19 protein-coding genes are annotated in these 20,553 nt (G+C 61.2%); 4 read left to right on the forward strand and 15 right to left on the reverse strand.

Annotated features, from left to right (window positions below; translation table 11 throughout):
* Positions 1–66: 66 nt before the first annotated feature.
* The 6 genes from ACO08A_RS21715 to ACO08A_RS21740 all read right to left on the reverse strand — a co-directional run bounded on the left by ACO08A_RS21715 (position 67) and on the right by ACO08A_RS21740 (position 6,884).
* Positions 67–1,518 carry a hypothetical protein gene (locus tag ACO08A_RS21715; protein WP_422037988.1) on the reverse strand — a complete coding sequence of 484 codons (1,452 nt, stop codon included), beginning with the start codon at positions 1,516–1,518 and terminating at the stop codon, positions 67–69.
* A gap of 37 nt (positions 1,519–1,555) precedes the next feature.
* Positions 1,556–2,491: a DUF6384 family protein gene (locus tag ACO08A_RS21720; protein WP_422037989.1), complete on the reverse strand. Its 936-nt coding sequence runs from the start codon at positions 2,489–2,491 to the stop codon at positions 1,556–1,558.
* Positions 2,492–2,550: 59 nt separating this feature from the next.
* Positions 2,551–3,756 (reverse strand): cell surface protein, encoded by a 1,206-nt coding sequence (locus ACO08A_RS21725; protein WP_422037990.1) that lies wholly within the window; start codon positions 3,754–3,756, stop codon positions 2,551–2,553.
* 242 nt (positions 3,757–3,998) lie between these two features.
* A complete protein-coding gene (locus tag ACO08A_RS21730) occupies positions 3,999–4,838 on the reverse strand; it encodes an NAD(P)H-binding protein (protein WP_422037991.1) in 840 nt (279 codons plus the stop codon).
* 78 nt (positions 4,839–4,916) lie between these two features.
* A complete protein-coding gene (locus ACO08A_RS21735) occupies positions 4,917–5,846 on the reverse strand; it encodes a pseudouridine-5'-phosphate glycosidase (RefSeq protein WP_422041793.1) in 930 nt (309 codons plus the stop codon).
* 96 nt (positions 5,847–5,942) lie between these two features.
* Positions 5,943–6,884, reverse strand: coding sequence for a PfkB family carbohydrate kinase (locus ACO08A_RS21740; RefSeq protein WP_422037992.1), 942 nt, complete (start codon positions 6,882–6,884; stop codon positions 5,943–5,945).
* Positions 6,885–7,194: 310 nt separating this feature from the next.
* Here ACO08A_RS21740 and recA point away from each other — a divergent pair, with 310 nt between their 5' ends.
* Together recA and alaS are read left to right on the forward strand one after the other, a co-directional pair.
* Positions 7,195–8,286: a recombinase RecA gene (gene recA / locus ACO08A_RS21745; RefSeq protein ID WP_422037993.1), complete on the forward strand. Its 1,092-nt coding sequence runs from the start codon at positions 7,195–7,197 to the stop codon at positions 8,284–8,286.
* Between the two features lie 256 nt (positions 8,287–8,542).
* Complete coding sequence (gene alaS, locus ACO08A_RS21750; protein WP_422037994.1) at positions 8,543–11,200, forward strand: alanine--tRNA ligase; 2,658 nt, start codon at positions 8,543–8,545, stop codon at positions 11,198–11,200.
* A 75-nt stretch (positions 11,201–11,275) separates the two neighbouring features.
* Here alaS and ACO08A_RS21755 read toward each other — a convergent pair whose 3' ends face one another.
* Positions 11,276–11,401, reverse strand: a complete 126-nt coding sequence (locus tag ACO08A_RS21755; RefSeq protein ID WP_319382788.1) for a hypothetical protein — start codon at positions 11,399–11,401, stop codon at positions 11,276–11,278.
* Between the two features lie 202 nt (positions 11,402–11,603).
* On the opposite strand from ACO08A_RS21755, the gene ACO08A_RS21760 reads away from it, so the two are divergent.
* Positions 11,604–12,875, forward strand: coding sequence for a cyclic nucleotide-gated ion channel (locus tag ACO08A_RS21760; protein WP_422037995.1), 1,272 nt, complete (start codon positions 11,604–11,606; stop codon positions 12,873–12,875).
* A 30-nt stretch (positions 12,876–12,905) separates the two neighbouring features.
* On the opposite strand, the gene ACO08A_RS21765 is transcribed toward ACO08A_RS21760, so the two are convergent.
* The gene (locus ACO08A_RS21765) at positions 12,906–13,367 is read right to left on the reverse strand and encodes a hypothetical protein (protein ID WP_422037996.1); all 462 of its coding nucleotides are present in this window, start codon (positions 13,365–13,367) and stop codon (positions 12,906–12,908) included.
* Positions 13,368–13,428: 61 nt separating this feature from the next.
* Here ACO08A_RS21765 and ACO08A_RS21770 point away from each other — a divergent pair, with 61 nt between their 5' ends.
* Complete coding sequence (locus ACO08A_RS21770; RefSeq protein WP_422037997.1) at positions 13,429–14,124, forward strand: aspartate/glutamate racemase family protein; 696 nt, start codon at positions 13,429–13,431, stop codon at positions 14,122–14,124.
* Positions 14,125–14,127: 3 nt separating this feature from the next.
* On the opposite strand, the gene ACO08A_RS21775 is transcribed toward ACO08A_RS21770, so the two are convergent.
* From ACO08A_RS21775 to ACO08A_RS21805, 7 genes are all read right to left on the reverse strand, one after another.
* Positions 14,128–14,769, reverse strand: coding sequence for a glutathione S-transferase family protein (locus ACO08A_RS21775; RefSeq protein ID WP_422037998.1), 642 nt, complete (start codon positions 14,767–14,769; stop codon positions 14,128–14,130).
* Between the two features lie 151 nt (positions 14,770–14,920).
* On the reverse strand, positions 14,921–16,138 hold the full coding sequence (locus ACO08A_RS21780) for an NADP-dependent isocitrate dehydrogenase (RefSeq protein WP_422037999.1): 1,218 nt from the start codon (positions 16,136–16,138) through the stop codon (positions 14,921–14,923).
* A 152-nt stretch (positions 16,139–16,290) separates the two neighbouring features.
* Positions 16,291–17,025 carry an HAD family hydrolase gene (locus ACO08A_RS21785; RefSeq protein ID WP_422038000.1) on the reverse strand — a complete coding sequence of 245 codons (735 nt, stop codon included), beginning with the start codon at positions 17,023–17,025 and terminating at the stop codon, positions 16,291–16,293.
* Positions 17,026–17,152: 127 nt separating this feature from the next.
* The gene (locus ACO08A_RS21790) at positions 17,153–17,761 is read right to left on the reverse strand and encodes a dimethylsulfonioproprionate lyase family protein (RefSeq protein ID WP_422038001.1); all 609 of its coding nucleotides are present in this window, start codon (positions 17,759–17,761) and stop codon (positions 17,153–17,155) included.
* Positions 17,758–18,420: a peptide chain release factor H gene (gene prfH, locus ACO08A_RS21795; protein WP_422038003.1), complete on the reverse strand. Its 663-nt coding sequence runs from the start codon at positions 18,418–18,420 to the stop codon at positions 17,758–17,760. Before prfH ends, ACO08A_RS21790 begins: the two co-directional genes overlap by 4 nt.
* Complete coding sequence (locus ACO08A_RS21800; RefSeq protein ID WP_422038005.1) at positions 18,417–19,613, reverse strand: RNA ligase RtcB family protein; 1,197 nt, start codon at positions 19,611–19,613, stop codon at positions 18,417–18,419. The genes prfH and ACO08A_RS21800 overlap by 4 nt, the downstream gene beginning before the upstream one ends.
* 370 nt (positions 19,614–19,983) lie before the next feature.
* Positions 19,984–20,469: a YHS domain-containing (seleno)protein gene (locus ACO08A_RS21805; protein ID WP_422038006.1), complete on the reverse strand. Its 486-nt coding sequence runs from the start codon at positions 20,467–20,469 to the stop codon at positions 19,984–19,986.
* Between the last annotated feature and the right edge of the window lie 84 nt (positions 20,470–20,553).

Raw genomic sequence — 20,553 nt, forward strand, 5'->3', positions numbered from 1 at the left:
GATTCTCACGTTTCCTTGTTTCGGGCAGAGGCAAAAAGGCGGGTTCCGGTCTTCCTGCGGACGTTCCTAGAAACTGTCACCGGTCTTGAAACCTCCGCCACCGAAACTGCCGCCGCGTTTGAAACCGCCGCCGCCGAAACCGCCACTCCGCCCGGACCTGCGTCCCGCTCGGCCGAAACCGCCCATGGATTTCGGCAGGCCGGTGCCGTTCGGAAATGCCACTTTGCGGCCGCGCGGCTTGCGCCGCTTGTGGGATCGTTCCGCACGCGCCCAGTAATCGGCACCTGTTATGGCGCCCTTGACCAGTTCGCCGAGCAGGACGGTCGTCAGCTTGTCGTCGGAGAAGGTCGATTCCCAGCTGCCGTAGCCCTTGGAGCGGAAGCGCTTGATCACGTCAGCGAGTTCCGCCCGGCGGCGGCCAATGTCACGCTGCAGTTCGCGATCCTGGCGAATCTCGCGCGCAACCTGTTCCACGCGCTCCCGGAAGTCTTCGATGCGTTGCACGATCTTTTCGTCTTCCGGCGAAGGGGTATCGATGGCAGCACGCCAGAGGTCGTTCAGGTCGTCCGATTTGAGCGATTCCGACAGATGTTCCTCCGCTTTCTGAAAATCGGCGTCTTCACCGCCGGAAAACTCGGCAAGTGCATTGGACAGGGTGTCGATCTGCTGCTCGAGCTTTTCGATTTCGGCGTCGAGCCGGTCAATCTCCTCGCTATTGGCTTCAATCGCGCCGACGAGATCGGTCCCGGCTGCATCGGTCATGGCATTGCGGCTGAACTCGGCGAGTTTTTCCTCTTCCTGTTCGGCAATCTCGGCGCAGCGTTCCGCATGCCTTGCCATCCGGTCCGGAATGCCGGTCAGCATGGCATAGTTTGCCCGGGCGTCGTCAAAGCGGATCAGGCCTGCAACCCAGTGATCGAGCGACCGGGTGAGGCCGCGATAGGCGTAATCCGGGGTGCCGTAGCCGCGTTCCCAGAGATAGACGAAAAGCGGATCGGCATCGTAGGCCTTGCCCTTGCTCTCCCGGTCCTGTTCCGAGGTTCCGGCCTTGTCGGCGGCGGCCTCGGCCGTCGCGATCGCCTGTTCCGTGGCCTCGCGCTGCGCCAGATACGCACTGTCGTTTTCCAGGCGGCCGTCGACGGCGTCCATCAACTCGTCCATCTGGTTTTCGGCCTGGTCGCGGGCCTCGTCGAGCTCCTGGCGCCTCTTGAGTTTCTGATTGCGCTCCGTCTCGCTCTGGCGCAGTTGCTCGCTCAAGACCTTGTAGTCGTCGTTGCGCTTGTCGAGCAGCCGTCTTGCCTCGCGAGCGGCACTGTCCAGGCGGGTGTTCAGGGTCCCGGCGGCATCCGTATCGAGACGGAACCTGGCGAGATCGCGATAGGCCTCGCTCTGCCGTTCCTGAAGGTCGGTGACGGCGCGGGTGGAGCGTTCGATGCGCTTGCTCAGCTCTGCTTCCTCGCGCCTGAGATCCGCCATCGAATGCTCGATCGTGCCCAGGGTTTGTCGTCCGGTCAGCATTGGTGAGCCTCCGAGGCCCGGGTCGAAGAAAACACCGCTACCATTGGGTTATCGCTCCGTCCTGAACACCGCTGTTCCAGTTGATGTCCAACTCTCCACGGCGCTTCTGGCCGAGGACACCTTTTTGAACGATGCCGTCTTCCAGCTTGTCACGGCGGACGGCGTCGTAGATGTTTTCCGAAACGCGCTGTCCCCACTTGGTTACGCGCTCTGCGGTCCCGCTCTCTTCCGACTGAATGGATTGTTCGACAACATTGCCGTCCGGATCGACGGCCTCAACGACGATGTAGAAGTTCTCGGTATTGGGGTTCGCTTCCGGGATCCGGGTCAGTCCGGTCGGTTCTCCCTCGCGGGAGACGATCTGGACTTCGAAGACCTGCTGCAGCCGTGCGGCCAGATCGCGCAGATCCTGCTCCGCCTTGAAAGCTGCCTCGTTCTTGCCGTCCTGCAGGGCCAGCCGTCCGTCTTCGGCAAGGGTTGCAGCGGTTGCTTCGACGCCGGTGTCGTCGGTCAGGGAATCGATGCGTCCGACCAGCTCCGAATAGGCAGCGGGCAGGGCCTCCAGGCGCGCAAGCAGATCCGCCTCGGCGCGCTGTTTCGGCATGACGACAAGGAAGTACCAGGCAACCACCACGACAAGGAGCACGGCAAATACCGCCGCAAGCCATTTCGACCATGTGCCCCTTGAGATATAGATCATGGCCAGCGTGCGCTGGAACCCGGTCTTGGGTGGGGAATAGACGAAGCGGTCGCGCTTGAGGTCTTCGACGCCTGCCTTGAGAATGTGGTCGGGCACCTCGATACCCTGCGAAGCATAGACCTGCCGCAGCCGGTCCACCATCGCGGCGTCGCGCTCGTCCGCCTTCAGTTCGCGCGCAACCTGGCTCTCCTCGTGCCGCAACGTGTCAACCACATCCATGACCATCATGAGGTCGTCGAGCGGTGCGTCGGTTTTGTTTGCCCTGCTTGCCATCAGAATCTGTTTTCCATGGGCGGGCCGGCACCGGCCCGGCCCGCTTCAATCGGCTGGTATCAGAGACCCTGTCCCTGAGCGGTCAATTTGGCAAGACGCCGCTTGCCTTCTTCAACCGCGTTCCGGATCTCTTCGGAGTTCTTCGTCGACATGTCGCGCATCTCGGTGATGATCTCCCGGGACTGCACCTGGAAATTCACGACGGAATCGACGAGCTTTTTCACGGAAGCGGCCGCGACCGTCGGGCCATAGCCGGCCTTGAGTGCTTCCTTCTGGACCGCGTCGCCTATTTCCGCCAGCGTTTCGAGGCTCTTGTTGATGCCTTCTTTCATGGCATTCAGGGTCTCGGTGCTCTCGTGAAGGCCCTGCAATCCGGTGAAGGAGGCATTCAGAGCCGTCAGGACGGATTCATTTGTGGAGAAGAAGCTGACGGACTGCGCATAAACGCGTTCCTTGGCGTTGGTGGTCTGCACCAGGCGCGCCATGATCACTTCCGAAGTGTTGTAGCCGACGGTCAGGTTGTCGGAGAGATCCTTGGCGATCTGGTAGCGCTTTTCCTCGTCCTGCATTTCGCGAAGCCGCTCGTCGCGTGCAAGCTCAAGCCGGGCCTTCTGGGCCGGATCGTCACCGGCATACCCTTCAACGTCCTTGGACGCGGTTTCCAGAGCCAGTTTCTTGCCGTTCAGCTTCTCGGTCGCCATGTTCAACAGCTCGAGCGCGGTAACCTCGGCCTGCTTCAGCGCACCCCGGAAATCCCGATAGGCTTCCAGGATCGTCTGTTCGCGCTCGATCTGGTCCTTGGTGGCCCGGGCGACATCCTTGTAGGTGCCGCGGATATCCTGGAAGCGGTCCGAAATCGTGCCGCGGCGCATGTCGCGCCATTTGTTCGACAGGTTCTCCGTGAACGAGATCTTGCCGTCCGCGAGCTGATCAACCAGCGTCTTGGCATCGTCGCGAATTGAGTTGAACGCGTTGGTTATCTCTTCGTAGCGTTCGCCGATGTCCATCTGCTGGACCTGGGTGCGGACGACCTCGTTGAAGTTGGAGGCCTGCGCGAGCGTGCGCGAAATCACCAGGACCTTGTCGGGCGACAGGTCCGAAATCTGTTCGAGCAGGGCATTGATCGGCGCGTCGGCTTCCGATTCAGGCGTGATGCCGATATCGCGCAGCGTCGACAAGGCCCGATCGAGATACTGAAGCGGCGAAAAGCTGCCTGCAGGCGCCGTTTCGGGGGTGTTGTTTTCTGGTGATGGCGCTTCCGACATTTTCAGCCTCCTCTTTGAAACAGCCTGTTGTTGAACGCTTGTTGCGCCCGGAAAAATGCTGCCCGGCCATTCCATTCAAAATATTATGCCGCAAGTAAGGGCAGGCTATCGCCGCTGTGTCAACGGCTTACGGTTTTTTGGACGGTGAAGCCCGGCAACCGGCGCTGAAACCGGATACATCCGCGACACTTCATGCGCATGAAAGACGGCATGGAGGCTGACCGGCGGTCATCCCGGGCTACCTAGATTTTCGAGAAGACATCTGGCCAGGACACGTGTTCTCGCCCGGTGGCGGCGTGGAAATCGCTCTCATTGTCAAAGGCACCCGCTGCGATCGCCTCGTAAATGCCGGCGACAACCGTTCCGTAGAAGTCCCCGATCTCGGCTATCCGGTCTTCCCTGAAACGTTCCGGGTCGACAAATTCGTATGTCATTTCCGTGCCGAGCGCTGCGTTCATCAAGCCGACCAGCTCGCTCTGGGTGATCGGTCGTCCGCTCAGATTGTAGGTCTTGCCGTCGTGGCTGTTGTCGCGAAGAAGGCAGGCATACGCGAACGCCAGTTCGGTCCTGGTGGTGTAGGCGCAGCGTCCGTCGCCGGCACAGTTGCGGATGCCGTCGAGACGCTTGTAACTGTCTATATATTCGAGGTCCGGTTCGATATAGATGCCGTTTCGACCGATCGCCCAGTCCAGGCCGGATTGCCGCACATCGGCCTCGGTCCGGCGGTTGCTGTCAACGATCTGCGCAAAACCGCCGCCCTGTTCGGGACCCTGAACGCTTGTGTAGACGAAACGGCGGACGCCTGCTGCGCGTGCGCCGTCGATCACGGCTCTGTGCTGCGCAATCCGATTTTCCGGGGCGTCGTTTCCCGAAATCAGAAGCACGGCATCGATACCCCGGAGCGCGCTTTCAAAGGCATCCCGGTCACCGTAGCTGCCCGCGCGGATTTCGACGCCAAGGTCCGCCGCCTTTTCGGGCGTTCGCGCAACGCCGACAATGTCCTGAACAGGATGGAGCGTTTTCAGATGGTCAATGACCGCGCGCCCGAGCTGGCCCGATGCTGCGGTAACGGCAAGTTTCATGGCGGCGCTCCCCGGTGTCGTGTCGACATCCGAGAAGACCGTCTCGCCCTCGCAGCGTCAAGCCTATTTCGGCTCAGGTCACGCCAGTTCGGACGCGATCCTTGCCGCCAGGCGGGCATTGTTGCGCACAAGCGCGATGTTGGTGTCAAGACTGCGGCCGTCCGTAAGTTCCAGGATTGCGCCCAGGACATACGGCGTCACATCCTTGCCCCTGATACCCGCGGACCCTGCCTTGCGGATCGCCGCATCGATGTAGCCTGCCATCTCCGTGCGGGGGATTTCATTCTGTTCTGGAACCGGATTTGCGATCAGGACGCCGCCGTGATCGGGAAAATTCGCCCGCATTTTCAGAAGAGCGCCGATTTCCGCCGGCGTGTTCAGGGTGTAAGGGGCATTGAGCCCGCTCTCGCGCGACCAGAAGGCGGGCAGTTCTTCGGTGCCGAAGCCAATCACCGGAACGCCCTTGGTTTCCAGCACCTCAAGCGTCTTCGGCAGATCCAGGAGCGCTTTCGCCCCGGCGCAAACGACGCACACCGGTGTCCGCGCCAGTTCGTCAAGATCCGCGGAGACATCGAAGCTCTCTTCCGCGCCCTTGTGGACACCGCCGATACCGCCTGTTGCGAAGACCCGGATTCCCGCAAGATCCGCTGCCATCATCGTGGCGGCAACCGTGGTGGCGCCGTATGTACCGGTCGCCAGCGCAAAGGTCAGATCGGCCCTGGAGCACTTCATGACATTTTCAGCCCGGGCAAGCCGCTCGAGATCGTCATCGCTGAGGCCCACATGGATTCTTCCGTCCATCAGCGCAATGGTCGCCGGTACCGCGCCCTCGCTGCGGATATCCGCCTCGACCTGCCGTGCCGTTTCCAGATTGCGCGGAAAGGGCATGCCGTGGGTGATGATCGTCGATTCAAGCGCGACAACAGGCTTGCCCGACGCCAAGGCATCGCGAACCTCGTCGCTGTGAACGAGCAGTTGTCTGAGTTCCGTTCCGTCGAGAGACTGCATCACCTGCGACGCCTTTCCTGATGAAGTGTTTCTAGGCCCGAGTTCCCTGGCCATGCGGCTGGGACCTTATAGGCAGGGCCCCGGACGGGGCCAAGTTCAAATTTTGTCCGTCTGGGCAAATTTCTCGAGTTTGTCCCGGGACAGTCCGTCCGCGAACGCACCCGTGCTTTCAAGTGTCAATGACGCTGCGGCCAGTCCGAAGCGGACCGATCTGAAGAAACCGAGGCCTTGCAGAAGTGCCGCCAGAAAACCCGCGCTGAGCGCGTCGCCGGCTCCGGTCACGTTGACGACGTCGGACGGAGGCGGGCTCATGCGCTCCGTGTGGCCGTCGGAACAGGCCAGCAGGTCGCTGCTTCCGCCGGTCAGGATGAATTGCTTCAGTCCGGCCAGGCGCAAGGCGGCTGCCAGTTCCTCCGGGGGGGCATGGACCGGCATCTCCAGGAGCGCGGCGGCTTCGCTGCGATTGAGCGAAACACACGCCAGATCGGCCAGGAACGGTCTGAGGCGAGGGGCCTTGGCGTCAGAGACAGCATTCGCGTAGATGACGCCGCCACCGATGGCGGTGATGACGCGTGCCAGCGTTGCTTCCGGCAGGTTGGTGTCGACAAACCAGCAAAGCGTGCGATCAGCGGCTTGCCGGAGTTCTGAAATCGCATGGTCGAATATGTCCGGCGGCGCCTCGGAGAGAACACGATCATCAACGCATGCCGCTGCGAGCGAGCCGTCCGGATCGTGCAGGGCGAGATACTGGCCGGTGACATGACCAGTGCGCGGGACGAATGTGAGGCTCAACCCCTCGCGTGTCAGCTGCTCATGCAGGGCTGCAGCGGCCGCATCTTTCCCGACCGCTCCGATCAGGTGAGCCGGGACACCGAGGGCATTGACCGCGCGCGCGATGTTGGTCGCCACCCCGCCGGGCGATGCGGAAAGCCTTGCGGGCGTCGACGTCTCGCGCCGGATGCGCTCCGCGGCATGGGCGACCGTGTCGGAATGGACAGCGCCAATGGAAACGAAACGGGTGGGGGCAGCAGTTTGCAAAGCTGAAGACCATCGTCCTGAGGGCGCCGCCGGGCCGGTGGCACTGACGCATGCGGGCTAACAGATCATGCGGTCATCGGCAACCGCGTTGCGGGCCGGCGATTCTGCGGATCGAGAGAATCACGATATGTTTCCACGTTCGTTTGACGTAACGGGACTTTTGCTGAGGCGTCTGCGGAACATACTGGAAACAAACCCTAATTCTTACATTAATACCAATTGGTTCCGGTGACTTGTCTTTTTGGAACAAATAGGGTACAAATCCCAATATTGAAACAACGCGTCCATCGTGGAATAAGGAGCGTGAGCCATGTCGCAAAGTACACTTCGTCTCGTAGAAAGCAGCCAGATGGATAAGACAAAAGCGCTGGATGCAGCGCTCAGCCAGATCGAACGCTCCTTTGGCAAGGGCTCCATCATGCGGATGGGACAGGGGCAGGCCGTCGAGATCCAGGCGGTATCGACCGGTTCCCTCGGTCTGGATATCGCGCTCGGGATCGGCGGGTTGCCGCGCGGCCGCATCGTGGAGATCTACGGACCTGAATCCTCAGGCAAGACGACTCTGGCGCTTCATACGGTCGCCGAGGCACAGAAAGACGGCGGCATTTGCGCGTTCGTGGACGCGGAACACGCACTCGATCCCGTCTATGCCCGCAAGCTGGGCGTCGATATCGACAATCTTCTGATCTCGCAGCCCGATGCCGGTGAGCAGGCGCTTGAAATTGCCGATACGCTGGTTCGCTCCGGGGCAATCGATGTGCTCGTGATCGACTCCGTCGCGGCCCTGACGCCGAAAGCGGAACTTGAAGGCGAGATGGGTGACAGCCTGCCGGGCATGCAGGCGCGTCTCATGAGCCAGGCGCTGCGCAAGCTGACCGCGTCCATCTCCAAGTCGAACACCATGGTCATTTTCATCAACCAGATCCGCATGAAGATCGGGGTGATGTTCGGGTCTCCCGAGACCACCACGGGCGGAAACGCGCTCAAGTTCTACGCCTCGGTCCGTCTTGACATTCGCCGTATCGGATCGATCAAGGACCGTGACGAAGTGGTGGGCAACCAGACCCGTGTGAAAGTCGTCAAGAACAAGTTGGCGCCTCCTTTCCGTCAGGTCGAATTTGACATCGTCTACGGCGAAGGTGTCTCCAAGATGGGCGAGCTGATCGATCTCGGGGTCAAGGGCAACGTGGTCGAGAAATCGGGCTCGTGGTTCTCCTACAACAGCCAGCGCCTTGGTCAGGGCCGGGAGAATGCCAAGCAGTTTTTGAAGGAAAATTCGGAAATCGCTGACGAAATCGAGCTGGCCATCCGGCAGAATGCCGGCCTGATTGCCGAGGCCATCATCGATCCGGAAGGTTCCGAGGACGCTTTGGAGGATCAGGAAATGCCGCCGGCAACCTGATCGCTCCCTGATACGGGAACAAACACAGGTCGAAAAGGCCCTCTCCGGAAAGGGAGAGGGCCTTTTGCTTATGTGCAGCAGGGAGGGGCGGTGCAAATGAATGCATTCGGCGAAGGCCTGAAAACGCGCAATTGCTGGACAGGATTTAAGGTCAAAGCTAAAAGGCTGTTCCGGCGCAGATCCCGATGCGGATACTGAATGCCCGCTGTCTTTTTCAATTGGCCCCAAGAACGGGCCGGACCGATGCGAGACCCGAATGACCGGCGTAAATGAAATCCGCTCCACGTTCCTGGACTACTTCAAGAAAAACGATCATGAAGTGGTCGAATCCGGGCCGCTTGTTCCGCGCAATGATCCGACGCTGATGTTCGCGAACGCGGGCATGAACCAGTTCAAGAACGTCTTTACCGGTCTGGAGACGCGGCCCTATTCGCGCGCCGTCACGGCGCAGAAAGTCGTGCGCGCCGGCGGCAAGCACAACGACCTGGACAATGTCGGCTATACCGCAAGGCACCACACGTTTTTCGAAATGCTCGGGAACTTTTCCTTTGGAGATTATTTCAAGGAAAGGGCGATCGAGCTTGCCTGGAACCTCATCACCAAGGAATACGGCCTTCCGAAAGACCGCCTGCTGGTGACGGTCTACGCGGAAGACGATGCGGCTGCCGGCTTCTGGAAGAAGGTCGCCGGGCTCAGCGACGACAAGATCATCCGCATCCCGACCTCGGACAATTTCTGGTCGATGGGCGATACCGGACCGTGCGGGCCGTGCTCGGAAATCTTCTATGATCATGGCGACCACATCTGGGGCGGTCCTCCGGGAACCCCTGAAGAAGACGGCGACCGGTTCATCGAGATCTGGAACCTCGTCTTCATGCAATACGAGCAGACTGTCGAGGAAAGGCTGGACCTGCCAAGCCCGTCCATCGATACCGGCATGGGGATCGAACGACTCGCGACCGTGTTGCAGGGCGTTCACAACAACTACGATATCGACCTGTTCAAGGCGCTCATCGCGGCGTCCGAGCATGAAACCAACGTCGAGGCGGCCGGCGTGGCGCTCGGCAGTCACCGGGTCATTGCCGACCACCTGCGGTCAACGAGTTTCCTGATCGCCGATGGCGTTCTGCCCTCGAACGAGGGCCGGGGATATGTCCTGCGCCGGATCATGCGGCGCGGCATGCGCCATGCGCATCTTCTGGGTGCGAGCGAGCCGCTCATGCACAAGCTTGTCCCGGCTCTGGTGCGGGAGATGGGGCGTGCCTATCCGGAGCTGTCCCGGGCGGAAGACCTGATCACCGAAACGCTGAAACTTGAAGAGACGCGGTTCCGCAAGACGCTGGAACGGGGGCTGGGCCTTCTCGACAGCGCGACGGAAGATCTGACCGCGGGCGGTCAGCTGGACGGGGAAACCGCCTTCAAGCTTTATGACACCTACGGTTTTCCGCTTGATCTCACCCAGGACGCGCTGCGCGTGCGCGACATTTCCGTTGATACCGATGGCTTTGCTGCTGCCATGGAACGGCAAAAGGCCGAGGCGCGGGCGGCCTGGTCGGGATCCGGTGGTGCTGCGACGGAAGCCGTCTGGTTCGCGATCAAGGAAAAGCACGGGGCGACCGACTTCCTCGGTTACGAAACGGAAACCGCGGAAGGCGTGGTTGCCGCGCTGGCGTCCGAAGACAAGGAAATCGACAGGCTTTCGGCTGGCGACAGCGGCTTCGTCGTCCTGAACCAGACACCGTTTTACGGGGAGAGCGGCGGCCAGGTCGGCGATACGGGCGTGATGCTGGCCCCGGGTCTGAGAGTGTCCGTGACAAACACGCAAAAGAAGGCCGACGGCCTTTTCGTGCACGCCGTGACCGTCGAGGAAGGTGAACTGGCCGCAGGCCTGGCGCTGGAACTCAAGGTCGATCATGGCCGCCGGAGCGCCGTCAGGGCCAATCACTCGGCGACTCACCTGGTTCACGAGGCGCTGCGCGAGGTTCTCGGCAACCATGTCGTCCAGAAGGGGTCGCTGGTGTCGCCGGACCGGCTGCGCTTCGATTTCTCGCATCCGAAACCGATGGATGATGGCGAACTGGCAACTGTCGAAACCTTTGCCAACGAGATCATCCTGCAGAACGCGCCCGTCGAAACCCGCCTGATGGCGGTTGATGATGCGATCGAGGCCGGCGCCATGGCCCTTTTCGGCGAGAAATACGGCGAGGAAGTGCGTGTTGTCTCCATGGGAACGGCGCTGCATGGCGACAAGGAAGGCAAACCCTATTCGCTGGAACTGTGCGGCGGCACACATGTCAAGCGGACAGGGGATATCGGGCTTGTCACGCTCGTATCGGAAAGTGCGGTTGCGGCGGGCGTGCGCCGGATCGAGGCCCTGACCGGGGCCGAGGCCCGCACTTATCTCGATGCACAGGACAAGCGCATGCGCGAAATCGCAGCGTTGCTCAAAACCGGTGCGGACGATGTCCCGGCCCGGGTTGCGCAGCTTGTCGACGAGCGCCGCAAGCTTGAAAAGGAACTTGCCGACGCCAAGAAGAAACTTGCCATGGGCGGCGGCGGCAACGGCGCCGCGCCGGTGAAAGAGGCCGGTGCGTTCAAGGTGATGGCGCGGGCCGTCGAGGGGATCAATCCGAAGGATCTGAAGGGTATGGCCGATGAAGCCAAGGCCCGGTTGGGCTCCGGGGTGGTCATCCTGATCAGTGTGGCGGAAGACGGCAAGGCGGCGATCGTGACGGCCGTGACCGGCGACCTGACCGAGAAGGTGAGCGCTGTCGACCTGGTTCGCATCGGGTCCGAGGCCCTTGGCGGACGCGGTGGCGGCGGCCGGCCGGACATGGCGCAGGCAGGCGGACCGGATGGTGCGAAGGCAGGAAGCGCGATCGAGGCGATTGAGTCCCATCTCGCCGGGCTGTGACGCCCGAACATTCGGCTCAAAATGAAAAAGCGTGCCGATGGGCACGCTTTTTTCATTGGAACCGGTGAGGGATTGTCAGTTCAGAGCCGCGGCCAGGGCCAGGGCGGCGGCGGACGAAAATGTCGAGATAATCAGCATTTTCAGTACGACGTGATGCGGAGAGGTCTCTGCGGCACGGGCTTTGTTGGTCTCAATCGTCATCTCATTCTCCTCATCTGTTGTGCCCACACCCTAGAAATGGGTTCTGCGACAATTTTGCCCAATCACATTGGAGCGCCGGATTCTCACGGCTTTGCGCGAACGGCGTGATCGGACGGTAGGCCGGATTTTGTCGCAGGCCGATGTTGGGCTATGCATGAACGTGCGGGCTGTCAGATCGGAGCGAGCGGTGCAGGACGAAAGCTTGAAACGGGCACTTTATGAAGTGCTTGAAGACACAGGCAAAAGACGGGTGGCAGCGCGGTCGCTGCGCCACTTCCTGGTTTTTCTCATCCTCCTGAATATCGTGCTGGCCGTTCTGGAGACGGTTCCGCAGGTTCGCACCACGTTCGGCCATCACCTGCGCTTCGTCCAGCTTGGCAGCGGTTTCATTTTCCTTGTCGAATATGTGCTGCGGATCTACGTCGCCGACCTCCACCCGCCGCTGCGCCGGTACGGACCGCTCTGGTCGCGTCTGCGCTATGCCGTGCATCCCGACGCGATCATCGACCTCATTGGCGCGCTGCCGCTGCTTTTCGTTCTGTTTCTGCCCAACCAGGCGGTCACGATCGTCGTTATCTTGCGTCTGCTGCGCTTCCTGAAGCTGGCACGCTATTCACCGGCGCTCAGGTCGCTGATCTCCGCTGTCGTGGGTGAGCGGAAGGCCCTGCTTGGGTCAAGCATGATCATCTTCGGCGTGATCCTGCTGTCGGCGACGCTGATGTATCTCGTCGAGCACAATGTTCAGCCGGAGAAGTTCCGCAGCATTCTCCACGGCATGTACTGGGCGATTACGACCATCACCACCGTGGGATACGGGGATGTGGTGCCGGTCAGCAACCTGGGCAAGTTGCTCGGCAGCTTCGTCATGCTGATGGGCTATGGCCTGATCGCGCTGCCTGTCGGGATCATTGCATCGGCCTTTGCGCGCGAAATCCATTCGCGCGATTTCGTGGTGACCTGGTCCATGGTGGCGCGCGTGCCGCTGTTCGAGGATCTCAAGGCAACCGAGATTGCCGAAGTGTCGAAACTTCTGCAGGCCCAGACGGTACGCAAGGGCGGCATCATCGCAGCCCAGGGTGACGTTGCAGACCGCATGTATTTCATCTCGGAAGGCGAGGTCGCCATCAACCTCAAGCACGACACGGTCTATCTCGGCGAGGGCAGCTTCTTCGGTGAACTGGCCCTCATCAACCAGAGCCGGCGAACGGCGACCGTGACAGCCTATCGTGACTGCCAGTTGCTGGTTCTTGAATCGGATGCACTGCATCGGCTGCTGGACAAGGATGCCACGCTGGCAAAGAAAATCATGGACGAGGCGCGGGAACGGGTCCACGAGGGCAAGAAAGTGCTGGGAGAGCTCGCGGAAGAGGAACTTCACCAGGCGGGCGTCTATGCCTCGTCAACCCAAGGCAGCGACGAGCCGGAGCTGTCCTTCGAGGAAGGCGCTGCACCAGACCCGCCAAAGCAGACGTGACGCCGGTGGTGTGTCATGCAAATCGCAGGATCAATAGGGCGTGAGACCGGGTGGAACCTGGGCGTAGAGCGGATCACCCTGCCAGAAGACGTCGGTGGGGCCGACGACGAAATCGACCAGGTTCCAGCGGTCATACTGGTAGCGCAGCAGGGCATAGGTGGACAGGCCATCCATGTATTCGGCCTGGCTGGCGAACGTCGTCAGATACGGATCAATCCTGCCGCCGCCCGGCCGCTGCGGATTGACGTTGACGAACGCCCAGCCCGCACCGGACCGCATCCAGCTGACCACGAACTCGACCGGCGGGCCGACGCGTACTTCCACCATCGGGCGGATTGCGTTGAGGATGTCGCGCCGCTCCGCCGACCCGCGCGCAGGCTCGTAGACGGACTGTGCAGCTGCACCCGCTGCCAACAGAAACAGGCTCATCATCGTGATCGCAAGCCCATTAAACTTTCTTGAGAACCCCTGCCGCCTCAATGTCTTGCGCATTATAGTTTTCCCTGACATTGCATTTGAAAAGAACCACTCTCTGAAACCCGGAAACGCTATCATGAAAACCATCGGATTGCTTGGTGGAATGAGCTGGGAAAGCACGGTCACCTACTATCAGTATCTGAACAGGATGGCGCGCGAGCGCCTGGGTGGTCTGCATTCCGCCAAGTGCCTGATCTGGTCCTTCGATTTTGCCGAAATCGCGGCCTTCCAGGCTGCCGGGGACTGGCAAAAGGCAACTGCGGCCATGGTGGCGGCGGCACTCCGGCTGGAACTGGGCGGTGCGGACTGTCTCGTCATCTGCACAAACACCATGCACAAGATGGCTGAAGAGGTGCAGGATGCCATCGATATCCCTCTCCTTCACATTGCGGACGCGACCGCGCCGGCCATCCGCGAAGCGGGCTGTTCGCGTCCGCTGCTGCTGGCAACGGCCTACACGATGGAGCAGGATTTCTACAAAGGGCACCTGGAGCGCAATCACGGGATTTCCGTGAAAGTTCCCGGTGAAGACGACCGGGCCGAAATTCACCGGATCATCTATGAAGAGCTCTGCCAGGGCGAGATCTGGGCGGACTCCAAGCAGACTTTTCTGGATATCGCGGAACAGGAAATCGAGGCCGGTGCGGACGGCGCCATATTCGGCTGCACCGAGATCGGACTTCTGGTGTCTCAGGACGACTTCTCAGTGCCGGCATTCGACACGACGGCGCTGCATGCGAAGGCCGGGCTCGATTTCGCGCTTGGTGGCTAGCTTCTATCTGGTGTCCGGGTCCGGCGCGGTTTTTTGAAAGCTCTGGCGTGCCCGCATCATTTCCAGCCACCGGGCGAGTTTCGGTGCTCTCTTCAGCAGCATTGCGCCTTCCTCGGCCTGTTCGAACAGGTGCAGCATCGGCGCGGCGTGGCAGTCCGCGAGGCAAATACTTGATCTGAGTAGGAATGGTCCGCCCGCGATCAGGTTTTCAAGTGTACCAACGATCTTCCGGGCCTCTCCGAGCGCGGACGCAATCCTGACCTCATCGGCGGCAGCGCCGCCGCGGGTTTTTTCGACGCGTTCCACGTAGATCTCCCAGACACATGTGCGGTAGGCATAGGCATCGAGGATCGAAAGGATCTGGTTCATGACCGCCCGGTCCCGGGTCCCGCCGGGCTGCAGCGGCGGGCCGTCAAATGCCTCGTCCAGGTATCGCAGGATGGCGTCCGTCTCGAAGAGAATGAAGTCGCCATGCCGGAACGTCGGGATCTTGCCGAACGGATTGAGCGAGAGATAGTCCTCAGAAACGCCTTCGGGAGCGAAAACGTCGATGAGCGACAGGGTGTAATCCAGTCCCTTTTCTTCAAGCGCAAGGCGCACGGAACGCACGTAAACCGAATAGTCGGCGCCGAAGAGTTCGATCATGGTGTCCTTCAATCGCGTTCGTGCATGGCGTCCGCACGCGCTTTTGGTTGGGGCCCAGGCGGCGACGCCTGAGCTGACCCTTGAACCTAACCTCGTTCTCTCGCTGGAAACAGGATGCAGGTCACATACTTGTCGGTTTGTGCCGTGCCGGTCAGGTCGCGGCCATCGCCTTGGCCAGGTTTTCGTCGATCTTGTCGAGGAACCCGGTTGTCGTCAGCCAGCTCTGATCCGGACCGACGAGCAGGGCAAGGTCCTTGGTCATGAAGCCGGATTCAACGGTGTCGACACAGACCTTCTCCAGCGTCGCCGCAAACCGTGCAAGGTCCTCGTTGCCATCGAGTTTGGCGCGGTGCGCCAGACCACGGGTCCAGGCGAAGATCGAGGCAATCGAATTCGTCGACGTGCTCTCGCCCTTCTGGTGCTGGCGGTAATGGCGGGTGACGGTGCCGTGGGCGGCTTCCGCCTCCACGGTCTTGCCGTCCGGGGTCATCAGGACCGAGGTCATCAGGCCAAGGGACCCGAAACCCTGCGCAACGGTATCGGACTGGACATCGCCGTCATAGTTCTTGCAGGCCCAGACATAGCCGCCGGACCATTTGAGGGACGAGGCGACCATGTCATCGATCAGGCGATGCTCGTACCAGATGCCGGCTTCGGCGTAGTCGTCCTTGAACTCGGCATCGTAGATCTCCTGGAACAGATCCTTGAAGCGGCCGTCGTAGGCCTTGAGGATGGTGTTCTTGGTGGAGAGATAACAGGGAACCTTGCGCTGAAGGGCGTAGTTCAAGGACGCCCTTGCAAAGTCGCGGATCGAGTCGTCCAAATTGTACATGGCCATCGCGACACCTGAGGAGGGGGCATCAAAGACGTCGCGTTCGATTTCAGTCCCGTCCTCGCCGACAAACCGGATCGTCAGCTTTCCCTTGCCGGGGAAGGTAAAGTCGGTCGCCCTGTACTGGTCGCCGAACGCGTGACGGCCGACGATGATCGGCTGCGTCCATCCCGGCACGAGGCGCGGCACGTTCTGCATGATGATCGGTTCGCGGAAGATCACGCCGCCAAGGATGTTGCGGATGGTGCCGTTCGGGGACCGGTACATGCGCTTCAGGCCGAATTCCTCAACGCGCGCCTCGTCGGGCGTGATGGTTGCGCACTTGATACCGACCCCGTGTTCCTTGATCGCGTTGGCGGCGTCGACGGTGATCTGGTCGTCGGTCTCGTCCCGCTTCTGAATGGAAAGGTCGTAATAGAGCAGATCCACATCCAGATAGGGGTGGATCAGCTTGTCCTTGATGAATGCCCAGATGATGCGTGTCATCTCGTCGCCGTCGAGTTCTACAACGGGATTGTCGACTTTGATCTTTGACATGGACGGGTCTGCCTCGCTTAGTCGGGAACCGGGATCTGGAAAGGAGGTGCACAGGCACCTGTTGTACCGGAAATTTATTGTGTGCGCTTGTATACAATTACGGTTTGCGTTGCAACATCATCTTCCGCGGGAAACCCGGATTCGGCATCCCTCTATTCGGGATCGAAGAGGAGTGCGGGCAGGTCAGCAGCGCTTTCCAGCACCACATCCGCATGGGGCTCGAGATCTTTGCGCAGACTGGTGCCCGTCAGAACGCCGACTGTCAGGCCCGCACCGGCCGCGCGGGCCATATCGATGTCATGCATGTTGTCGCCGATTACCGCGATGCCGGAAGGGGGAAGGCCGATCGCTTCGGCAAACCCGTGCACCATTCCGGGCTCGGGCTTGGGGCCGTGGCCGGTGTCGTAACCCGTGACGAACGCGAATTTCGGCGCCAGACCGGTGCCGGCGAGAAACGCGCGGATCGCTGCTTCGCTGTCGCTGGAGGCGACACCAAGCCGGAGGCCGCGCGCCAGCAACGCCTCGACAGCTTCGCGAATGCCCGGCAGGGGGTCCACATCATGCATCCTGTCGATGAAAAGGCGATCGAGGTCAGCCGTCAGTTCCTCAAGCGCATAGCGCGCGCCGTCAGCGATCCAGGCCTGTGCGATTTCTTCCGTGTTGCCGGCAGCCAGCAGTGATCCTGCGGCCGGTTTGCCGGTTGCCGGATCCAGGCCGGAGGCCAGAAGAAAGCGCTCGGTATCGGAAGACACACCCCTTGCGGCAATGCTTGCGGCTTGCCGGTAGACCGGTCCCCAGGCCGCATCGAAATCAAGCAAGGTGCCGTCCTTGTCGAACAGGATCGCCTCGATTGCCGCTTTCCCGGTTTGCCAGGTGTCGGACGACATGCATTCCCTCCGGTGTTTTTCGTGATTGCCGCGCGCCGGCCAAGCCCACGTCAAAGTGCTTTGTCGGCGACACGTTAATACTTGCTTCCGCGCAAACAAAACCATTCCTTTGATGCACTTGGTTTGTCTATGACGGCGCGACCTCGAAGCTCGCCAGATCGAGGTCACCGCTCCAGCGCCAGGCTCCAAGAAAGGGTTCCGCCAACGTCCTGCGGCCGTGCGGCACCCAGGCGGGATGATGGACGAATGAACCCGGCGAAACCATTGTGTAGGGTGTGCTTTCGATCGCCCACTCGGCGTGTCCGGCGATCACGTAGTAGGTTTCTTCGCCGGAGTGGCTGGACAGCGGGTAGTCGGTCCAAGCTTCGGATACCAGAAGGCCGACGCGCACCTCCTTGTCGCGCACATGCCCGTCCGGACCCAGTAGCTCCGTCGTGTAAAGACTGCTCGAAACGTCGTCGGCAAGCCCCTTGCCCCGCCAGTGTTCCCAGTTCAGGCAAGAAGCGCATTCCGGGACCAGCTTCATCCACCCGACGGAGGTTTCAAGCGTGCCAACCTCCCTAAGCAGCGCGGCTGGATGGCTGTGCGCCTTCTCCAGGGAAACCGGGCGGTTGATTGCCCCCCGGAGCCTTGCCGCTGCGGTGTCTCCACCCGCTCGTCCTTCAACGTCGAAAGCGCCGGCGATTGCCAGCAGCAGTGCATCGAATGTCTGTCTTTCCACTGCCGGCGACGTCATTGCCGTCCTCCTTTCCGATTGGTGGCCTCCGCGAACCGGTCGCCCTGGAAGACACGCACGGGGTTGCCGCGTTCCAACTGCCGGTGCAAGCGGTTCTGCACCGACCGGTCCTCCGCACGGCTCTCTTCTTGCCTGAGCACGAAAAGCATCTTCAGACGGTCGAGCGCAACCTGCTTGTTCCTGTGCTGCGACCGCTCGTCCGTCGAAGTGGCAACAAGTCCGCTCGGCAGATGCGTGATCCGGACACCGCTATCCGTCGTGTTCTGGTGCTGGCCACCGGGGCCGCCGGATCGGAACGTCTCGGTTCTGAGCGATGCGGCGTCCAGATCAAACTCCGGCAACTCCGAGAAGACCACATCGAACACGCCGATGAACCAGTTCCGCCGCTTGTGATGCGGACGGAACGGGCTTTTGCAGATCCATTTTACCGTGCCTGACCAGCCGTTCGCGAACTGATCGGCCCCAGCACCGGAGACCGTAACCAGGGCAGAAGACGGATCCTCGCCACGAACGGGCTCGGAGACGTCTGCTGTGAAGCGCAGTCCCTGCGCCTCCGCTTCCGTTTTCATCCGGCGCAGCACATGTGCAACGGCCCGCCGGCATTCACGCGGTCCGTCTCCGCTCGTCACGAGCAGATGTTTGTGAGGGGACGCGGTCATCGTTCGGCCCTCCGCTGTTTCAGGCGGTCGCGCTTGTCCAGCCGGGCGGACAGAAGATCCTCGCTGATCGCCTTCTTGAAGGTGAGAAGCGGTTTGAGGGTCGCGGCGCACTCTGCGAGCGCGCTGGACCGCAGATCGTCCAGGACCTGTCCCGGGTCCTTGTAGGCGCCGGGGGCCTCCTCGATGAGGAGCTGGCGGTCCTCGCAGATCACCTGCCCGCCGAACGATGTGCGCACAAGGTTATCCCGGTCCGAGCGTGTCTTGCCGGCACGGCCTGCCATTGACCGTCGATCGTATTTGCGGCCCGAGCCGTGCGCCAGCGAGGCGAGGGCGTCCGGCCTGTTCTCGCGGGGAACCAGGAGGTAGCTCAGGGCATCGCGGGACCCGGCGAGCGGTACCAGCGGCGCGTCGGCTTTGGCGGCCCCTTTCCTGTGAAGGAGCAGGTCCTTGTGAGCTTCGATCAGGTTGTGCGGGGCATCGCAGACCAGGCGAAGACCGGTGCGCAGGGCATCCGCCGCCCTTTCTGCAATCAGCTGCCTGTTGAGGCTGGCCCAACGCACTGCGTCACCATGTGCGGCAAGGTAGGCCTTGCCACCGGAACTCTCCGGATCAAGTCCAGAGAAGCTGTGCAGCACCGAGCTGAAAACCGACATGCCCAGCGATCTCGATCCGGAGTGGACCAGCAGCACGAGGTCGCCTTTCTTCAGATCCAGAGCCTCTGGAAGGCAGCTGCTTTCTGTCTCGCCGACCACTTGCAACTCGCAAAAATGATTGCCGCCCCCGATAGTGGCGAGCGCTTGGGGATGGAGATCGCGCGAGAGGCCGGAAGCTGCAAGACGCGCGCCTGCGTCTCCGTCCCACCGTCCTTCGAGCATACGGAATTTCTGCGCGGCCTTGTCAAGCCGTAGTTTGCGGGCCGGCAGATCGAGCGCAAAGAGGCTCATGCCGCAGCCGATATCGTTGCCGATCAGCTGCGGATAGATGCGGTCGGCCAGGATTGCACTGCCGACAGGGCCGTATTTGCCCGGATGCAGATCCGGGAATGCTGCCACGCGCGTGACACCGGCCATTTTTGACACAAGCTCGAGCTGCTCTTCGGCAGCACCTTCGATCCAGGTCGTCCTTGAGAAAAAGCGATGGACGGGCGCGGCATCCGCAGATGCAGCCGGCCCCTCCTTTTGAGAAGTGCCCATTTGGGAACCCTTTTGAAAACAGGAGATATCACGGGTGCAAGATCACACTTGCCCCGGGTTCCTCCACTGCACCGCAGTCGCGGATCAGCGCAGGTTTGCCGCCCTCTTGGGCGCGCGCAACATGATCGTCATGTCTCTTCGTCCCGTTTTCAAAAATCATCGAACCGCGTGATGCGGTGGCGGGTAGATAAGCGCAGCCGCGTCAGTATGCAAGCGGCGACGCGCATTTTGCCGGCGTTCGCCGATCCCTGTTGCCAAGCTGCAACGCGCTGGAGGCAGTTGTTTCTGACCGGCCGAAAGGAAAATCAGGCGCATCCCGGGATGCGCCTGATGTCTGTTCAGGTCTTGCGTCCGGTTTCGGACACGCCCGTCAGAGATCCTTTGCGGCGGTCGACCGGATCTTCTTCCAGTTCTCCTCGGCCTTGGCAATGGTTCCGGCTTCGTCCTTCTGGAACGCCTGGAAAATCTCCTCGTTCAGGAAGAGATAGAGCTTGTCGTCGACAATGGCGGCGTATTGCGGATCGCCGTCGAACTTCTTGCCGACAGAGACACCGAACGTGCAGAAGCCGCCGTTCTGGGGCAGGTAGGCCGCCGGATCGGCGGTGAACCTGTCCATGCTTTCCTTCGACGAGAAGTAATAGGCAACACCATCGTGAACGGCGGTGTGACGGGCTGCGCCGTCGATCCGGTTGCCGAGATTGACGAATGCGACCGGGTCGACACCGTGCATGCCGAGCGGGGCTCCGGCAGCGGTCAGGCCGTTGGACGTGTTGTACTCGTCCGCGGCAAAGGCCGGGTTGGAGAGGGTGGCGACGCCGAGCAACGCTGCGGCAATGAGTGTCTTTGAGAAGGGCATGGTGTTTTCTCCTTGTCTGGATCTGAGATCTGCCTGGCTGATCCGTGTGTCAGCCGTGATTACCTTGCGTTCAGAGGGTCGAGA

It is taken from the genome of Roseibium sp. (genome assembly GCF_965232425.1).
GTDB lineage: Bacteria > Pseudomonadota > Alphaproteobacteria > Rhizobiales > Stappiaceae > Roseibium.